The following is a 16,898-nucleotide window of genomic DNA, read 5'->3' as shown; positions in this document are numbered from 1 at the left end:
TGCAAATTTTGTGAAAAAGCAAACCTGAAGGGGGAAAGTATGGCGCAATTAATGTTAACGATTGGGCTTCCTATCGCGCTCGCTTGGATGATGTTTTGTGTCGGTATTACCTTGTCAGTGGCAGATTTCAAACGGGTGAGTGAATACCCAGGCAAAATTGCCCTTGGGCTTACTGCGCAGCTGGTTGGGTTACCGCTTATCGCTTATCTGCTGATTCATACTTTTGCTCTGCCAGAAGTGGTGGCTGTTGGATTGTGGATTTTAGCCTTGGCTCCGGGTGGGGCATCATCAAATGCGATTAGCCATTTAGCGGGAGGGGATGCCGCACTTTCGATCACGATGACGGCAGTGAGTAGCTTAATTATTCCTTTTAGTTTGCCGTTGCTATTACCTCTGGTGCTAACGGATGTTTCTACGGTTATTCCTTTAAAAACCGCCATCTTACAGCTGATGGTCGTGACTCTGTTGCCCGTCACGTTGGGTATGTTGTTACACCATTTTTGCAAAGGTGAGCGCTTTCACCAGTTCTCGGCATTCGCTGGAAAAACGGCGTTGTGGGCATTGTTCTTTACCGTTGCCGTGACTCTGGCGGCGAATACTGCCGTTTTTACACAGCTATTTTCTATTGCCGCATTAATGGTACTGCTGCTTTGCCTGTTAGGCATGGGGCTTGGGGTGGTTTGCGCTAAGCTTCTCTCTGGTGATGCGAAGCTAACCAAAACTTTTGCAATAGAAGTGGGGATACAAAATGCGGGCACGGCAATTTTTGTGGCGATTGTCCAACTTCAGCAACCGGAATTGGCATTAACGCCTTTATTGTATGGTGTGCTGATGAACCTTCCTGCTGCCATTTTAATTACATGGAATAAACAAAAAACAGTGAAGGCCTAGGCGTGTTTTTGGGCTGATTCTAAAATCGCGTTAGTGATGCTAAACAGACGAGAAAACTGAGCATGAGAACACCATTATTAATGAGTCAACAGTTAGGACTCTTACTCGCCAAGCAGCAGCAGATCCTGACCACGGCGGAATCTTGCACCGGTGGTGGTGTGGCTTACTGGGTGACAGAAGTGGCCGGAAGCTCTGCATGGTTTGATCGCAGCTTTGTGACTTACAGTAATGAAGCCAAACAAGAAATGCTCGGCGTTCGAGAAGCAACATTACAACAATTTGGTGCAGTTTCTGAACCGACCGTTGAAGAGATGGCACTTGGTGCACTCTTGCATTCAAGGGCTACGCTGGCGGCAGCTATTAGCGGCATTGCTGGCCCCGGTGGTGGTAGCTCAGAAAAGCCGGTCGGCACTGTCTGTTTTGGTTTTGCTAGCGTACAAGGTTGGCTCAAGATAGAAACGTGCCACTTTACAGGTAATCGCGAACAGGTGCGTCAGCAAGCCATCGAACATGTGTTGCAAAGCCTAATCCAGCACCTTACTTTGCGTGACGCTCAAAACGTTAACTGAGCCAAACTTTTTTCTATACAGGGGTGGACACTGTACAAATCAACAGTATAATAAGCCCCAACATGACAAATCAGCGTCGACCCGATTTCGACACAATTACCTATCACCTGAGAGTGACTATCCGGAGAGAGTAATGGACGAGAATAAACAGAAGGCACTTGCGGCCGCCCTCGGTCAAATTGAAAAGCAATTTGGTAAAGGTTCCATCATGCGCCTAGGCGACAACCGCGCGATGGACGTAGAAACTATCTCGACCGGTTCTCTGTCTCTGGATATTGCGTTGGGTGCAGGTGGTCTGCCAATGGGGCGTATCGTTGAGATCTTCGGCCCTGAATCTTCGGGTAAAACAACACTGACTCTGGAACTGATTGCTGCTGCGCAACGTGAAGGTAAAACCTGTGCGTTTATCGATGCCGAGCACGCGTTGGATCCGGTTTATGCCAAGAAACTGGGCGTGAATATCGATGAGCTACTGGTATCTCAACCTGATACGGGTGAACAAGCATTGGAAATCTGTGATGCTCTGGCTCGCTCTGGTGCGGTTGACGTCATCGTGGTTGACTCAGTAGCGGCTTTGACACCAAAAGCGGAAATTGAAGGCGAAATGGGCGATAGCCACATGGGTCTGCAAGCGCGTATGTTGTCGCAAGCAATGCGTAAACTGACGGGTAACCTCAAGCAATCCAACTGTATGTGTATCTTCATCAACCAAATTCGTATGAAGATTGGTGTGATGTTTGGTAACCCAGAAACGACCACTGGCGGTAACGCACTGAAATTCTACGCTTCTGTCCGTCTTGATATTCGTCGTACTGGCGCAATCAAAGAAGGCGAAGAAGTGGTGGGTAACGAAACTCGCATCAAGGTAGTGAAGAACAAGATTGCGGCACCGTTTAAAGAAGCCAACACTCAAATTATGTATGGCCAAGGTTTCAACCGCGAAGGCGAGCTAATCGATCTTGGTGTGAAGCATAAAATGGTTGAAAAATCAGGTGCTTGGTATAGCTATAACGGCGATAAAATCGGCCAAGGCAAAGCGAATGCGTGCAAGTACCTGAAAGAAAATACAGAAATTGCTAAAACGTTAGACAAAAAACTGCGTGAAATGCTGCTTAACCCAGAGAACATGCAACTGACTGGTGAAACGGCTTCTGCCGCTGATGATGTCGAATTTGGCGCAGTACCAGAAGAGTTTTAATCGACTGGCTGGACTCAGAGAGTTTCAGCGTCTAAGTATCGATTTTATGAAGCCCTGCAATGCAGGGCTTCTTTTTGGCTGCCAATTTAGTGAATCAAAACTCACCGTTAGCCTAACAGGAGAATTCCATGAGTCTCGACTTAACGGCTTGCCGACAAAGCGCTCTGCAACTGCTTAGCCGCCGTGATCATAGCGAGTATGAGTTACACCAAAAGCTAACGCTTAAAGGGCATGTCCATGAGATCGTGGATGAAGTGGTGAAATATTGTTTAGAGTTAGGGTATTTAAGTGATGTTCGCTACACCGCAAGTCAAGCGCGGCAAATGGTGCATAAAGGGTATGGTGAGCAGCGTTTGCGCCAACAACTCAAAGAGAAACGAGTGGCGGAAGCGGTGATTGAACAAGTGCTCGCAGAACAAACGATCGATTGGTTTGAGCTAGCAAAAGAAGTGGCAAACAAGAAATTCAAAGCCGGGATAAGCTTCGAACGCTCACAATACGCCAAGCAAGTTCGTTATTTGCAGTACCGTGGCTTCAACTTTGACCAAATACGATACGCACTTCAAGCCAGTGAGAGCGAGCAGTAATCGCTTTCCCCCCTCTGCATTCCCTTTGTTAATCCCGATCTAGATTTTATTCATTTGGGTTGAGTTGTCGCTCAACACACATTCAGTTTGTTAAAGAGAAGAAACTAGGCGAACTGTTATCCTTGCTTTACAATAGCGCAAAATTCTAACTTGAGTATTTCAGGAAGAGCTGCATGTTTATGAGCACGGACGAGGTGCGCCGCGCGTTCCTCTCATTCTTTGAAAGCAAAGGTCACCAAATTGTAGAAAGTTCTTCTCTGGTGCCTGCTAACGATCCGACCCTGCTGTTTACCAACGCAGGGATGAACCAATTTAAAGACTGTTTCTTGGGCTTGGAAAAGCGCGCCTACACTCGCGCTACCACAGCTCAACGTTGTGTCCGCGCAGGCGGTAAGCACAACGACCTAGAAAACGTCGGTTTCACCGCGCGTCACCACACTTTCTTCGAAATGCTGGGTAACTTCAGCTTCGGTGACTATTTCAAAGAAGATGCGATCCAGTATGCATGGGAGTTTCTGACTGACGTTTTGCAACTGCCGAAAGAGCGCTTGTTGGTCACGGTTTATGAAACCGATGATGAAGCCTTTGATATTTGGAATAAAAAAGTCGGCATTCCTGCTGACCGCATTATTCGTATCGGCGATAAAAAAGGTGGCAAGAAGTTTGATTCTGACAACTTCTGGCAGATGGGTGACACCGGCCCTTGCGGCCCATGTACCGAAATCTTCTATGACCACGGCGACCACATTTGGGGTGGACCTCCAGGCTCGCCTGAAGAAGATGGCGATCGTTTCATCGAGATTTGGAACAACGTTTTCATGCAGTTCAACCGTCATGCGGATGGCACGATGGAGCCATTACCTAAGCCGTCTGTAGATACGGGCATGGGTATTGAGCGTATCTCTGCGATCATGCAAGGCGTGCACTCAAACTACGAAATCGATGTATTCCAGACTCTGATCAAAGCGGCAGCGGAAGCGATTGGTTACCAAGACTTGACCAATCAATCACTGCGTGTTGTGGCTGACCACATTCGTTCTTGCGCATTTTTGATCGTTGATGGCGTGATGCCGTCGAATGAAGGTCGTGGCTATGTACTGCGCCGTATCATTCGTCGTGCAGTTCGTCATGGCAACAAGCTTGGTGCGCAAGGTGCGTTCTTCCACAAGCTGGTAGGACCGCTAGCGGAAGTGATGGGTACAGCGGGTGCTGAGCTGAAAAAGCAGCAAGCTCTGGTTGAAAAAGTCCTTCGCATCGAAGAAGAGAATTTTGGTCGTACTCTTGATCGCGGCATGAGCATTCTAAATGACGCGCTGGATCAACTGTCGGGCCAAGTGCTAGACGGTGAAACTGTATTTAAACTGTATGATACCTACGGCTTCCCAGCAGATTTAACCAATGATGTTGCGCGTGAACGTGGCTTTAGCATTGATGAGGCCGGTTTTGAAAAAGCGATGGAAGAGCAACGCCAGCGTGCTCGTGAAGCGGGCCAATTTGGTACTGACTATAACTCGCTGATCAAATCTGCAACCAATACCGAATTCTGCGGTTACACGGCGAGCCGTGGTCAAAGTGTGGTGCGTGAAATGTTCGTTGAGGGCGCGGAAGTTTCTGCTCTTTCAGCGGGTGATAAAGCGATCATCGTATTGGATAACACGCCATTTTATGCTGAGTCTGGTGGCCAATGTGGCGATACAGGTGTACTCAAAACCGAAGCGGGTATTTTCCATGTAGAAGACACGCACAAGTTGGGTAACGCAATTGCGCATCACGGTGTTTTGGCACAAGGTGTGTTAGCCAAAGGCGATCAAGTTGATGCGATTGTCGATGAACAGCGCCGTGCCGCAATTTCACTCAACCACTCTGCGACTCACTTGCTGCATGCAGCACTCCGTAAAGTGCTAGGTGAACACGTTGCACAGAAAGGCTCTCTGGTTCGTGCTGAAACACTGCGTTTTGACTTCTCACATCTGGAAGCGATGACCGCTGCAGAGATCAAAGAAGTGGAACGTTTAGTGAACCAAGAAATTCGTCGTAATCATCACATCGAAACCAACATCATGAACATTGATGAAGCGAAAGCGAAAGGTGCGATGGCGCTGTTTGGTGAGAAATATGACGACCAAGTTCGTGTGCTCTCAATCGGCGATTTCTCAACTGAGCTGTGTGGCGGTATCCACGCGAGCAACACGGGAGACATTGGCCTGTTCAAAATCATCTCTGAGGGTGGTATTGCAGCCGGTATTCGCCGTATTGAAGCGGTGACTGGTGAAGGTGCGCTTGATTATATCGAAGCGCAGCAAGCACAGCATGATGCAAAAGTTGTTGAGATGGCAGCTAAAGCCAAACTGTTAGAGAAAGAAATTCAGCAACTGAAAGATAAACTGGCGGCCAAAGAGAGCGCTGGTCTTATCAATCAAGTTAAGCAGATCGCCGGTGTGAATGTGTTGGTTGCAGGGTTGAATGGCGCTGACAACAAAGCACTGCGTGGCATGGTGGACGATCTGAAAAATCAACTTGGCAGCGGCATCATCATGCTAGGCAACGTGGCGGATGGCAAAGTGGGCTTGATCGCTGGCGTGACCAACGATTTAACCAGTAAAGTCAAAGCTGGTGAATTGGTGAACATGGTTGCCTTGCAAGTCGGTGGTAAAGGCGGTGGTCGCCCTGATATGGCTCAAGCTGGAGGGACAGATGCTCAAGCTCTGCCATCGGCTTTAGAGTCTGTTGACGCTTGGATTGCTGAGCGTCTATAACTGCGATAAATGCTTTATGCTCAATCAATATTTTTTGATTGAGCATAATTTTATCGAGCAAACCAAGTGGTTTAATTGGCGTAGAAATAGACGAAGCCAATTAGCTGCTTGGTTTTCTTTTAGTAACGATCAAATGTTGTCCGACAAGAATGTCAGAGCACTTTGATCCCGATGAGACTTTGGTCTTGGGAAGGTGAATACTGGTGAAAAAGCCCCTTATCGTGCAAAAGTTCGGCGGAACTTCGGTGGGTTCAATTGAAAGAATGCAAACCGTAGCTGAACACATCATTAAGGCGAAGAATGATGGTAATCAAGTTGTTGTGGTAGTTTCTGCCATGGCAGGAGAAACCAATCGACTGGTGAGTTTAGCTCAACAAGTCGATAGTGTGCCAAATGCTAGAGAACTTGATGTTTTGCTCTCTGCTGGTGAGCAGGTGTCGATGGCTTTGGTGGCGATGACACTGCATAAAATGGGCTATGCAGCCCGCTCACTAACCGGAGCTCAAGCGAAAATTGTGACGGATAATCAACACAATGACGCAACGATTAAACATATTGATACTCGAACGATTACCGAGCTACTGGATCAAGATTTTATTGTGATAGTCGCTGGTTTTCAGGGGATTAATGAAAATGGGGATATCACCACTTTGGGTCGTGGTGGCTCAGATACCAGTGCAGTAGCGTTGGCGGGTGCGCTGAAAGCGGATGAGTGTCAGATTTTTACCGATGTTGATGGTGTATACACTTGTGACCCAAGAATAGTGCCAACCGCGCGTAAGCTGGATGTGATCGACTTTCCATCTATGGAAGAGATGGCGCGCAAAGGCGCGAAAGTATTACATCTGCCTTGTGTGCAGTATGCTTGGAAACATTCTGTTCCACTGCGTGTACTGTCAACTTTTGAACTGAATCAAGGTAGCCTCATTAAGGGGGATGCCGTTACCCACGCTGTATGTGGCATCGCAATTCAAAGGGAGATGACTTTGGTTATGGTTGCAAGTGAATGTCTGGCTAGCACTATCAAGCAGTGCCAAATGCTCGGTGTGGAAGTCTGCACTACACTGGAAGAGCCTGAAAATAGTGCACTGGTCATTAAGCGAGATGCTTATGCTAAGCTAGAATTGGTTTGCGCTGATAAAATCTGTGGCTCAGAATCAATAAGCCTGATCACTAAGGTCGGTTTACAAGCTGGAGCACTTGTGACTCACGCTCGTACAACCTTAGCTGAACATGGCATCGGTGTGCGTTATGTCTCGGCCTCGGAACAATCATCTATGCTAATGTTGGATCCTGCACATGTGGATCGTGCTGCTAATATTTTGCACGACACCTATGTGACATCGGAAATCACTCAAGAGTTTGGTGTAAAACAAACCTTTTTAGGTTAAACGGGCTCCATTGAGAGTTTACGATGTCATGACTTTTGATGGATAATAGTGTGGTTGCAAAAAAATACAGAGATTACTCAAGGAGCTAAGAATGCTTATTTTGACTCGCCGTGTTGGCGAAACCCTGATGATCGGTGACGAAGTGACCGTGACAGTATTGGGCGTAAAAGGTAACCAGGTCCGTATCGGTGTGAATGCACCAAAAGAAGTGTCTGTGCACCGTGAAGAAATCTACATGCGCATTCAAGCTGAAAAAGGTAATGGTGGCGTTGCGTCTGGCAACTACTAATTATCGAAGAAAGGTCGGCCGCTAACGCCGACCTTTTTGTTTATCCCCGTGTTTTTATTTAGAAAGTGCAAATTCTCATCGCTTTGGTTAAATTGCCAACGGTTGAGCTGTTTTGCCGAGTTTTCTCCAAGAAAGTGTTTGACATATTTTTGGTAAATCGTAATATGTGCCTCCGCAAGACGGTGAGGTGGCCGAGAGGCTGAAGGCGCTCCCCTGCTAAGGGAGTATACGGTTTATAGCCGTATCGAGGGTTCGAATCCCTCCTTCACCGCCATTTCTTGCAATGCTTATTTCGATAAGCCACAGCGCGTCCGTAGCTCAGCTGGATAGAGTACCTGGCTACGAACCAGGCGGTCAGAGGTTCGAATCCTCTCGGACGCGCCATATTCTTCTAGAATATGAAAGTGGTGAGGTGGCCGAGAGGCTGAAGGCGCTCCCCTGCTAAGGGAGTATACGGTTTATAGCCGTATCGAGGGTTCGAATCCCTCCCTCACCGCCATTTATTGGCCTATGGTCAATTTTTTTGTTCTAGAAGAAAGTATTTGTGATATAGTTCACAACCTGCGCGCTCGTAGCTCAGCTGGATAGAGTACCTGGCTACGAACCAGGCGGTCAGAGGTTCGAATCCTCTCGAGCGCGCCACTATTTAAAACTCCTGAAGTTTCGGGAGTCGATTGTGAAAACAATCAAAGCCTGCGCGTCCGTAGCTCAGCTGGATAGAGTACCTGGCTACGAACCAGGCGGTCAGAGGTTCGAATCCTCTCGGACGCGCCACTCTTATCTCGTTAAGAGAGAAGGGTAATACCCTGATACTGAAATTTCGGTATCGAATCATTACAAAAATTGCGCGCTCGTAGCTCAGCTGGATAGAGTACCTGGCTACGAACCAGGCGGTCAGAGGTTCGAATCCTCTCGAGCGCGCCACTATTTAAAACTCCTGAAGTTTCGGGAGTCGATTGTGAAAACAATCAAAGCCTGCGCGTCCGTAGCTCAGCTGGATAGAGTACCTGGCTACGAACCAGGCGGTCAGAGGTTCGAATCCTCTCGGACGCGCCACTCTTATCTCGTTAAGAGAGAAGGGTAATACCCTGATACTGAAATTTCGGTATCGAATCATTACAAAAATTGCGCGCTCGTAGCTCAGCTGGATAGAGTACCTGGCTACGAACCAGGCGGTCAGAGGTTCGAATCCTCTCGAGCGCGCCACTATTAAAAGCCCTGCATGAAAATGCATGGCTTTTTTACATCCCTCGATCACTTCATTTACTCTTGATTTACAACTTATTGTTTTGTTGAGAGTATTTCCCGCTATATTAACTTCATCGCAGAATTTAGCCCTTTTTCGCTGTAACTTAAATGAAATGGGTGAAAAAACAGCCTCTTTTCTTTGTTCTTTCGAGGGATCTTGGCGCTGGATTTGATGATTTATTGTTCCAGTTTGTGTCCAAGCTAAAAGAGTGCTTGTAACCAAATTGACAATTATTTTTCAGTCGAGATAATCCAGTTCTTCTGTAATGTGAATGAAAAATAAGCATTAGCAGAAAATGTCAGGATGACACGCAAAGGAAGCAACATGATACATATTGGAAGTCTACTTATGGATGCCGCCACTCTGATGGTCACCGGAATGGCTGTGGTATTCCTATTTCTTACTCTTCTCGTTTATCTCGTTCAGTTTATGTCCCGTGTGGTACCTCAAGAGGCCCCCGAGGCTGCTGTAACGCCCAAGAAAAGTCAAAAAATTCAACCAGCAACTGATTCAGTTAGCCCACAAGTCGTGGCTGCAATTTCTGCGGCAGTGCATCAGCACCGTGCTGCGACAATGAAACAGTAAATCTGGATTACAAGGATTAAAAGGAGTTAATGATCATGTCTAAACCACTAGCCATCACAGATGTCGTCCTACGAGACGCCCATCAATCACTCTTTGCTACGCGTATGCGTATTGAAGATATGTTACCAATCGCGGCTGAGCTGGATAAAATTGGCTACTGGTCTTTGGAAACTTGGGGTGGCGCTACATTTGATGCTTGCATTCGTTTCTTGGGGGAAGATCCATGGGAACGTCTACGCGCTTTGAAAAAAGCAATGCCCAATACCCCGATGCAGATGTTACTGCGTGGGCAAAATTTGCTAGGTTACCGCCATTACGCCGATGATGTGGTTGAAAAATTTGTTGAACGAGCTCATGCCAATGGTATGGATGTGTTCCGTATTTTTGATGCCATGAACGATGTCCGCAATTTCCAAAAAGCGGTGAAAGCCACGATTGATGTCGGTGCGCATGCTCAAGGTACGCTCTCTTATACCACGAGTCCGGTTCACAATACTCAAACATGGGTAGATTTGGCGAAACGCTTGGAAGATCTTGGCTGCCACTCCTTGTGTATTAAGGACATGTCAGGGCTACTAAAACCGTACGAAGCCGAAGAATTGATCACACGAATTAAGCAGTCTTGCGCGGTGCCTTTGGCGCTGCATTGTCACGCGACAACGGGCTTATCTACGGCTACGGCAGTAAAAGCGGTGGAAGCGGGGATTGATATTCTTGATACCGCGATTTCCTCAATGAGCCAGACTTATGGCCATACGCCCACGGAAACGGTGGTTGCGATGCTACAAGAGACACCACGCGATACTCAACTCAAGCTGGAACAGCTTGAACCGATCGCGGCTTACTTCCGTGATGTGCGCAAGAAATACTCTAAGTTCGAAGGTCAATTAAAAGGAGTCGACTCGCGGATCCTGATTGCTCAAGTACCTGGTGGAATGCTGACGAATATGGAAAGTCAGCTGAAAGAGCAAGGTGCCGCCCATCGTATTGATGAAGTATTGGAAGAGATCCCACGTGTACGCCAAGATCTTGGTTTTATCCCGTTAGTGACGCCAACCTCTCAGATTGTTGGCTCTCAAGCGGTGATTAACGTTTTGACCGGCGAACGATACAAGAGCATTACCAAAGAAACTGCTGGTGTGCTGAAAGGGGAATACGGTGCAACGCCTGCTAGCGTGAATGCTGAGTTGCAAGCGCGAGTATTAGACGGCTCACAAGCGATTACTTGCCGCCCTGCCGATCTTTTGCAAGATGAACTTGAGCATCTGACCAAAGAGTTGCTTGAAAAAGCGCAGGCCGAAAAAATCACCTTAGCGGATGCGCAGGTAGACGATGTTCTGACTTATGCACTGTTCCCACAAGTTGGCCTGAAATTCCTGAAAAATCGCCATAATCCAGAAGCGTTTGAACCTGCACCAGGTAAAGAGCCAGCATTAACAGTGGCTCCAACTACCAAACCTGCAACGGGTATCGAGAGTTACAGTGTGAAAGTGGACGGTGTGGTGTATGACGTTGAAGTGGGTCCACAAGGTCAACTGACCTCTGTTGTTCCTGCAGTGCAAAAAGCGGCATCACAGCCAGTGATACCGACAAGTTCTCAGTCCACAGAAGCAGTTGCCGCACCACTTGCTGGGACTATTTTCAAAATTGAAGTGGAGCAAGGTACTGAAGTGGCTGAAGGCGATGTTCTGATCGTGCTAGAAGCGATGAAGATGGAGACTGAAATTCGTGCTGCGCGCAATGGGGTCGTTCATGAGCTGCATGTTAAAGAAGGCGACAGTGTTCGTGTTGGCGCATCACTGCTAAGTCTAGCGTAAGGGAAAATCATGGACGGATTAATTACCTTATGGCAAGAAACGGGGATTGCTAACTTTGAGTTAGGGCAGATCATCATGATCATGGTTGGCTGTCTGTTGCTATTTTTGGCGATCCGTAAAGGATTTGAACCGCTGCTGCTGTTGCCGATAGGCTTTGGTGCTGTGCTTGCCAATATCCCAGAAGCAGGTTTCACTGAGCCGGGCGGTTTACTGTATTACATTTATCACGTAGGGATTGAGTCTGGCGTGTTCCCATTGCTGATTTTTATGGGCGTGGGGGCAATGACGGATTTTGGTGCATTGATTGCCAACCCTAAAACCTTGTGGCTAGGGGCTGCAGCTCAGCTAGGTATTTTCGCTACTCTATTTGGTGCGATCTTACTGAACTTTGTACCAGGCATGGAATTTACCATGGCAGATGCTTCATCGATTGCTATTATTGGTGGTGCGGATGGTCCTACAGCCATCTTCCTTGCTAGCCGTTTGTCTCCGGATTTGCTAGGCGCCATTGCAGTGGCGGCGTATAGCTATATGGCGCTGGTTCCGATCATTCAGCCACCGATCATGAAAGCACTTACCACGCCAGAAGAACGCAAAATCAAGATGGCTCAACTGCGCCATGTGGGCAAAACCGAGAAGATCGTATTTCCGCTGGTCGTGCTTTTGATGACCATTCTGTTTTTACCGGCAGCAACGCCTCTAGTGGGCATGTTCTGCTTAGGAAACTTAATGCGTGAATCGGGAGTGGTGGATCGTTTATCCAAAACCGCCCAAAACGAGTTGATCAATATTGTGACCATCTTCCTTGGGCTTGGTGTTGGGTCAAAACTGCAAGCGGACAAATTCTTGAATTTGGAAACGCTAGGTATTCTTGCTCTCGGTGCAGCGGCATTCAGTATTGGTACTGCGGGGGGGGTGATCATGGCGAAAATTCTCAATAAATTTTCCAAAGAGGATATCAACCCACTGATTGGTGCTGCTGGGGTTTCAGCCGTTCCGATGGCGGCTCGTGTAGTGAACAAAGTCGGTTTGGAGGCGAACCCACAAAACTTCTTGTTGATGCATGCTATGGGGCCAAACGTAGCTGGGGTTTTAGGTTCAGCAGTTGCAGCTGGGGTATTGTTAGCTTTAGTCGGTTAAAGTTCTATTGGTTATCTTATGCTCAAAACCACAATGCAAAGTTAACGACTTAAAAGAAATTGGTATATATTCAAAGGGATGCTTCGGCATCCTTTTTTATTCACACGATAGGGATAGTGGAAATGGAAAACAAACAGATCGTCATTCCCCAATTTGGAACACCGGAGGTGTTAGCTTTACACTCTTCACCGCTCCCAACGCCTAAAGCGGGGGAAGTTTTAGTGAAAGTCGCTTTTGCGAGTGTTAACCCTATCGATGTGAAAACCCGAGCCGGTTTAGGCTGGGCGGCTGCGCAAAACAAAGATAAGTTGCCGTGGACGCCTGGCTACGATATCTCCGGGCGAGTTGCTGCTTTGGGTGAGGGGGTTACTCGCCTCAAAGAGCGGGATAATGTGGCGGGATTTATTGGCTTTCCTCTGCGTGGCGGCGGTTATAGTCAATATGTGTGTGTGCCAGAACAAGAACTGAGTTTAGTGCCAGATGCCGTGACTCTTGAGGCCGCTGCAGCTCTGCCTTTAGCTGGTCAAACTGCGGCGCAAGCATTGAGTAAAGCGCAAGTTCAGGAAGGTGAGAGAGTTCTGATTTTGGCAGGCGCGGGTGGAGTGGGGCATATTGCAGTGCAAATTGCACTAGCTGCCAAAGCCGAAGTCTTTACGACCTGTAGTGAGGCAAATTTAGATTACCTTGCTACGCTTGGAGCACATGCCATCAATTACCAATTTGCGCCAGTCTCTCAACGTTTAGAAGAGGTGGATGTGCTGATTGATTTGGTTGGTGGCGATGCTGCGTTGGATGCGCTTAAATGCCTGAAAGATAACGCTCGAGTGATTACGGTGCCGACGTTAACTGCAGAGCTGATCTGCGTCAAAGCCAAGTTACTTGGCTTTGACGCCACCGGCATGTTAGTTGACCCAAATCCAGAGCAGCTTGATACCATGCTCTACATGGTTAGTGTCGGTTTACTTAAATTGGAAATTCAGCAGATCTATCCGCTTAGCGAGGCGATGTTCGCTCATCAGCAGATCGAATCAGGGCACACCAGAGGCAAGTTGCTTCTTGATATGAAATGCTAGAGTGGCTGAATAATTTTTCTGATCCACTGACTTCTCTACTGGCTGAATCACCACTCAGCTTATTGTTTTGGAGTGGTTTTCTCAGTGCTACTTTATTACCGGGTGGTTCTGAAGCGGCATTGCTGGCGAGTTTATCGCTCGCTCAGCATCCGGTTTGGCTCATAGTGACCGTCTCAACGATGGGCAATACCTTAGGTGGCATGACCAACTATTGGGTCGGTTTATGGCTTCCGCATCGAACTCATACGCAAAAACAAGGTCATAAAGCCAAGCTCTGGTTGCTGCGTTACGGTTATTGGGCGCTGCTTGGCAGTTGGTTACCCATTATTGGTGATCCACTTTGTTTAGCCGCAGGTTGGTTGCGTTTACAGGCATTTCCTGCATTTTTAATGATTTTAGTCGGTAAAGCATTGCGTTATTCATTGCTTGCTGCACTCTATTACGGTTTGTTTTAAGGAGACGTGATGAGAAAACTCGCGTTGTTTGGATTTTCTCTGCTGTTGTTGGCAGGATGTAGTGCATCTGATTCCTCATTGCCTTTGTTTTCTTCCCTGCCGAAAGGCGTCACTTTAGTCGAAGAGGTGAAAGCCGAGCCGGGGAAAGTGATGATCCCGTACTCGAAGTATCGTTTAGATAACGGGCTTACCGTGATCTTGTCGCCTGATGATTCCGATCCTTTAGTGCATGTTGATGTGACCTATCACGTGGGTTCCGCTCGTGAGGAGATTGGTAAATCGGGCTTTGCTCATTTCTTTGAACACATGATGTTTCAAGGCTCTAAACATGTCGGCGATCAGCAGCATTTTCGTTTGATCACTGAAGCAGGCGGCTCGCTCAATGGCACCACAAACCGCGACCGTACCAATTATTTTGAAACGGTTCCTGCGAACCAATTGGAAAAAATGCTATGGCTAGAAGCCGATCGAATGGGCTTTTTGCTCGATGCGGTTTCACAGCGCAAGTTTGAGATCCAGCGTGACACCGTGAAAAATGAGCGTGCTCAGAATTATGACAACCGTCCTTATGGTTTGATGTGGGAAAAAATGGGTGAGGCACTTTATCCCGAAGGGCACCCTTATTCTTGGCAAACCATTGGCTACGTCAGTGATTTAGATCGTGTTGACGTGAATGATCTTAAAGCCTTTTTCCTACGTTGGTATGGCCCGAATAATGCGGTCTTAACCATAGGTGGCGATCTGGATGTGAAACAGACCCTAGCTTGGGTGCAAAAATACTTTGGCTCTATTCCTAAGGGCCCTGAAGTGGTGGATGCACCGAAGCAGCCAGCACGTTTGAGTGAAGATCGCTTTATTACGTTGGAAGATCGTGTGCAGCAGCCGATGTTGCTGATTGGATGGCCGACCCAATATTTAGGGGCTGAGGATGAAGTGGCACTGGATGCACTAGCGAGTGTATTGGGCAGGGGGAACAACAGCTTCTTATATCAAGAGTTAGTCAAAACACAAAAAGCCGTTGATGCAGGGGCATTTCAAGATTGTGCCGAGCTTGCTTGTACCTTTTATGTGTACGCCATGGCTCCCTCAGGTATGCAAGGTAACTTAGCTCCTCTCTACCAGGACATCCTGCAAGTATTGGAGAAATTTAAGCAGCAAGGGGTTTCTGCCCAACGCTTAGAGCAGATTACCGGCTCGGAAGAAGCTAATGCGGTTTTTGCTTTAGAGAGCGTCAAAGGCAAAGTGAGCCAATTAGCAGCCAATCAAACCTTCTTTAATCAACCGGATCGTATTGAAAGCCAATTAGAGAAAATTCGCTCGGTGACGCCACAATCACTTCAGCAAGTATTTACTCGCTATATTGATGGTCAACCGAAAGTGACTTTAAGTGTGGTGGCGAAAGGCAAAACGGAGTTTGCCGTGCGTCCGGCTACTTTTACCACGCCTGAGCGCCAACTGCTTGAGCATCAAAAAATTGGGGATGATCAGCTCGCATATCGAGAAGTGAAAGACAGCTTTGATCGATCACAAATGCCACAACTGGCTGAAGCGATTCAGGCTCGTTCGCCGAAGTTATACGATGTCTATTTTGATAATGGCGTGCAACTGCTCGGAACCCAAACCACTGAAACACCGACAGTGCTGATTGAAATCGAATTACCGGCAGGTGAGCGTCAAGTCGCGGTTGGTAAAGAAGGCTTAGCCAATTTAACGGCCAGCTTACTGCAAGAAGGCAGTCAAAACCGCAGTGCGGAAGAGATTCAAGCTCAACTGGATAAGTTAGGCTCGAGTATTCAAGTGGCAGCTGGGCCTTATTCAACCAGCATCGTTGTCTCAAGTTTGAAGAAAAACTTGCCAGCAACGTTAAACGTGGTGCAAGAGATGCTTTTAACACCAGCCTTTAATCGAGAGGACTTTGCTCGCTTACAGCAGCAGATGTTACAAGGCTTGGTATATCAGCATCAGCAGCCGAGTTGGTTAGCCTCACAAGCCACGCGACAAGTGTTGTGGGGCAAAAGCCTATTTGCTCGCTCGGCTGAGGGAACTCAAGCTTCGGTAGCCGCGTTAACGCTGCAAGATGTGAAGCAGTTTTATCGACAACATTACACGCCACAAGGGGCGCAAATTGCGGTAGTCGGTGATATCAGCGCGCGAGAAATTCGTCAGCAATTACAGTTTATTGTCGATTGGAAAGGTGAAGCTGCACCACTTATTACCCCTCAAGTCGTCCCCAATTTAACCAAACAAAAAATCTACTTAGTAGATAAGCCGGGAGCACCACAAAGTATTATACGTCTGGTGCGCAAAGGGCTGTCATTTGACGCGACTGGTGAGTTGTACTTAACTCAGCTAGCTAACTTTAACTTGGCTGGTAATTTTAATAGCCGAATTAACCTCAACTTGCGTGAAGATAAAGGCTATACCTATGGTGCGGGCAGCTATTTTGCTAGCAACCGTGAAATTGGTGCGGTTGTCTTTAATGCGCCAGTGCGTGCTGATGTGACGGTGGAAGCGATTCAAGAAATGATCAAAGAGATGCGTCAATTTAGCCAATCTGGCATGACTGACGCAGAGATGAAATTTTTACGTTTAGCGGTCGGTCAACAAGATGCATTGATGTATGAAACTCCGGCGCAAAAGGCGCAGCTCATCTCCAGCATTTTGACTTATAGCTTAGATCGTGACTATTTACAGCAGCGCAATGAGATCGTCAAAAGCGTGGCTCGCTCAGCACTCAATGAACTGGCGGCGAAGTGGTTTAATCCCAATGACTATCAAATCATCGTAGTTGGCGATGCAAAACAACTGAAACCCCAGTTGGAAAAGTTAGGCATCGCGCTAGAAGAGCTTGAAATCATCCGCTAGAGTACACATTTATTAATGGGGCACCTTACGCCC

13 protein-coding genes and 8 tRNA genes are annotated in these 16,898 nt (G+C 47.5%); all 21 read left to right on the top strand.

All coding sequences use genetic code 11. The features are described from left to right. Positions 1-39 precede the first annotated feature (39 nt). The 21 genes from VOA_RS15705 to VOA_RS15800 all read left to right on the top strand — a co-directional run bounded on the left by VOA_RS15705 (position 40) and on the right by VOA_RS15800 (position 16,865). A complete protein-coding gene (locus VOA_RS15705; RefSeq protein WP_000057898.1) occupies positions 40-891 on the top strand; it encodes a bile acid:sodium symporter family protein in 852 nt (283 codons plus the stop codon). A 62-nt stretch (positions 892-953) separates the two neighbouring features. After that, a complete protein-coding gene (pncC, locus tag VOA_RS0117210; RefSeq protein ID WP_032468140.1) occupies positions 954-1,460 on the top strand; it encodes a nicotinamide-nucleotide amidase in 507 nt (168 codons plus the stop codon). Positions 1,461-1,593: 133 nt separating this feature from the next. Then, positions 1,594-2,658: a recombinase RecA gene (gene recA / locus VOA_RS15710; protein ID WP_000344158.1), complete on the top strand. Its 1,065-nt coding sequence runs from the start codon at positions 1,594-1,596 to the stop codon at positions 2,656-2,658. A gap of 128 nt (positions 2,659-2,786) precedes the next feature. Further along, on the top strand, positions 2,787-3,245 hold the full coding sequence (gene recX, locus VOA_RS15715) for a recombination regulator RecX (protein WP_000050884.1): 459 nt from the start codon (positions 2,787-2,789) through the stop codon (positions 3,243-3,245). Positions 3,246-3,418: 173 nt separating this feature from the next. Then, entirely contained in the window at positions 3,419-6,001 is a 2,583-nt protein-coding gene (alaS, locus tag VOA_RS15720) for an alanine--tRNA ligase (RefSeq protein ID WP_000481027.1), read from the top strand. A gap of 203 nt (positions 6,002-6,204) precedes the next feature. Continuing rightward, positions 6,205-7,392 carry an aspartate kinase gene (locus tag VOA_RS15725; protein WP_000743111.1) on the top strand — a complete coding sequence of 396 codons (1,188 nt, stop codon included), beginning with the start codon at positions 6,205-6,207 and terminating at the stop codon, positions 7,390-7,392. 91 nt (positions 7,393-7,483) lie between these two features. After that, positions 7,484-7,681: a carbon storage regulator CsrA gene (gene csrA / locus VOA_RS15730; protein ID WP_000906485.1), complete on the top strand. Its 198-nt coding sequence runs from the start codon at positions 7,484-7,486 to the stop codon at positions 7,679-7,681. 181 nt (positions 7,682-7,862) lie between these two features. After that, positions 7,863-7,955, top strand: a tRNA-Ser gene (locus VOA_RS15735). 33 nt (positions 7,956-7,988) lie between these two features. Further along, positions 7,989-8,065, top strand: a tRNA-Arg gene (locus VOA_RS15740). 22 nt (positions 8,066-8,087) lie between these two features. Continuing rightward, positions 8,088-8,180, top strand: a tRNA-Ser gene (locus VOA_RS15745). A 66-nt stretch (positions 8,181-8,246) separates the two neighbouring features. Further along, positions 8,247-8,323, top strand: a tRNA-Arg gene (locus VOA_RS15750). 55 nt (positions 8,324-8,378) lie between these two features. After that, a tRNA-Arg gene (locus VOA_RS15755) sits at positions 8,379-8,455 on the top strand. Positions 8,456-8,528: 73 nt separating this feature from the next. Further along, positions 8,529-8,605: transfer RNA gene (locus VOA_RS15760), tRNA-Arg, on the top strand. A gap of 55 nt (positions 8,606-8,660) precedes the next feature. Then, positions 8,661-8,737: transfer RNA gene (locus VOA_RS15765), tRNA-Arg, on the top strand. A 73-nt stretch (positions 8,738-8,810) separates the two neighbouring features. Beyond that, positions 8,811-8,887: transfer RNA gene (locus VOA_RS15770), tRNA-Arg, on the top strand. A 367-nt stretch (positions 8,888-9,254) separates the two neighbouring features. Continuing rightward, entirely contained in the window at positions 9,255-9,515 is a 261-nt protein-coding gene (locus VOA_RS15775) for an oxaloacetate decarboxylase subunit gamma (protein ID WP_000581306.1), read from the top strand. 35 nt (positions 9,516-9,550) lie between these two features. After that, on the top strand, positions 9,551-11,332 hold the full coding sequence (gene oadA / locus VOA_RS15780; RefSeq protein ID WP_000042725.1) for a sodium-extruding oxaloacetate decarboxylase subunit alpha: 1,782 nt from the start codon (positions 9,551-9,553) through the stop codon (positions 11,330-11,332). 9 nt (positions 11,333-11,341) lie between these two features. Next, the gene (locus tag VOA_RS15785; RefSeq protein WP_000348850.1) at positions 11,342-12,472 is read left to right on the top strand and encodes a sodium ion-translocating decarboxylase subunit beta; all 1,131 of its coding nucleotides are present in this window, start codon (positions 11,342-11,344) and stop codon (positions 12,470-12,472) included. Between the two features lie 122 nt (positions 12,473-12,594). Continuing rightward, positions 12,595-13,545: an NADP-dependent oxidoreductase gene (locus VOA_RS15790; protein WP_000428638.1), complete on the top strand. Its 951-nt coding sequence runs from the start codon at positions 12,595-12,597 to the stop codon at positions 13,543-13,545. Continuing rightward, the gene (locus VOA_RS15795) at positions 13,539-14,000 is read left to right on the top strand and encodes a YqaA family protein (RefSeq protein WP_000895344.1); all 462 of its coding nucleotides are present in this window, start codon (positions 13,539-13,541) and stop codon (positions 13,998-14,000) included. Before VOA_RS15790 ends, VOA_RS15795 begins: the two co-directional genes overlap by 7 nt. Positions 14,001-14,009: 9 nt before the next feature. Continuing rightward, positions 14,010-16,865 (top strand): M16 family metallopeptidase, encoded by a 2,856-nt coding sequence (locus VOA_RS15800; RefSeq protein WP_001228190.1) that lies wholly within the window; start codon positions 14,010-14,012, stop codon positions 16,863-16,865. The last annotated feature ends 33 nt before the right edge of the window (positions 16,866-16,898 follow it).

It is taken from the genome of Vibrio sp. RC586 (genome assembly GCF_000176715.1).
GTDB lineage: Bacteria > Pseudomonadota > Gammaproteobacteria > Enterobacterales > Vibrionaceae > Vibrio.
Note: the sequence above shows the minus strand (reverse complement) of the source record. Positions and strands in the feature narration are given on the sequence as shown.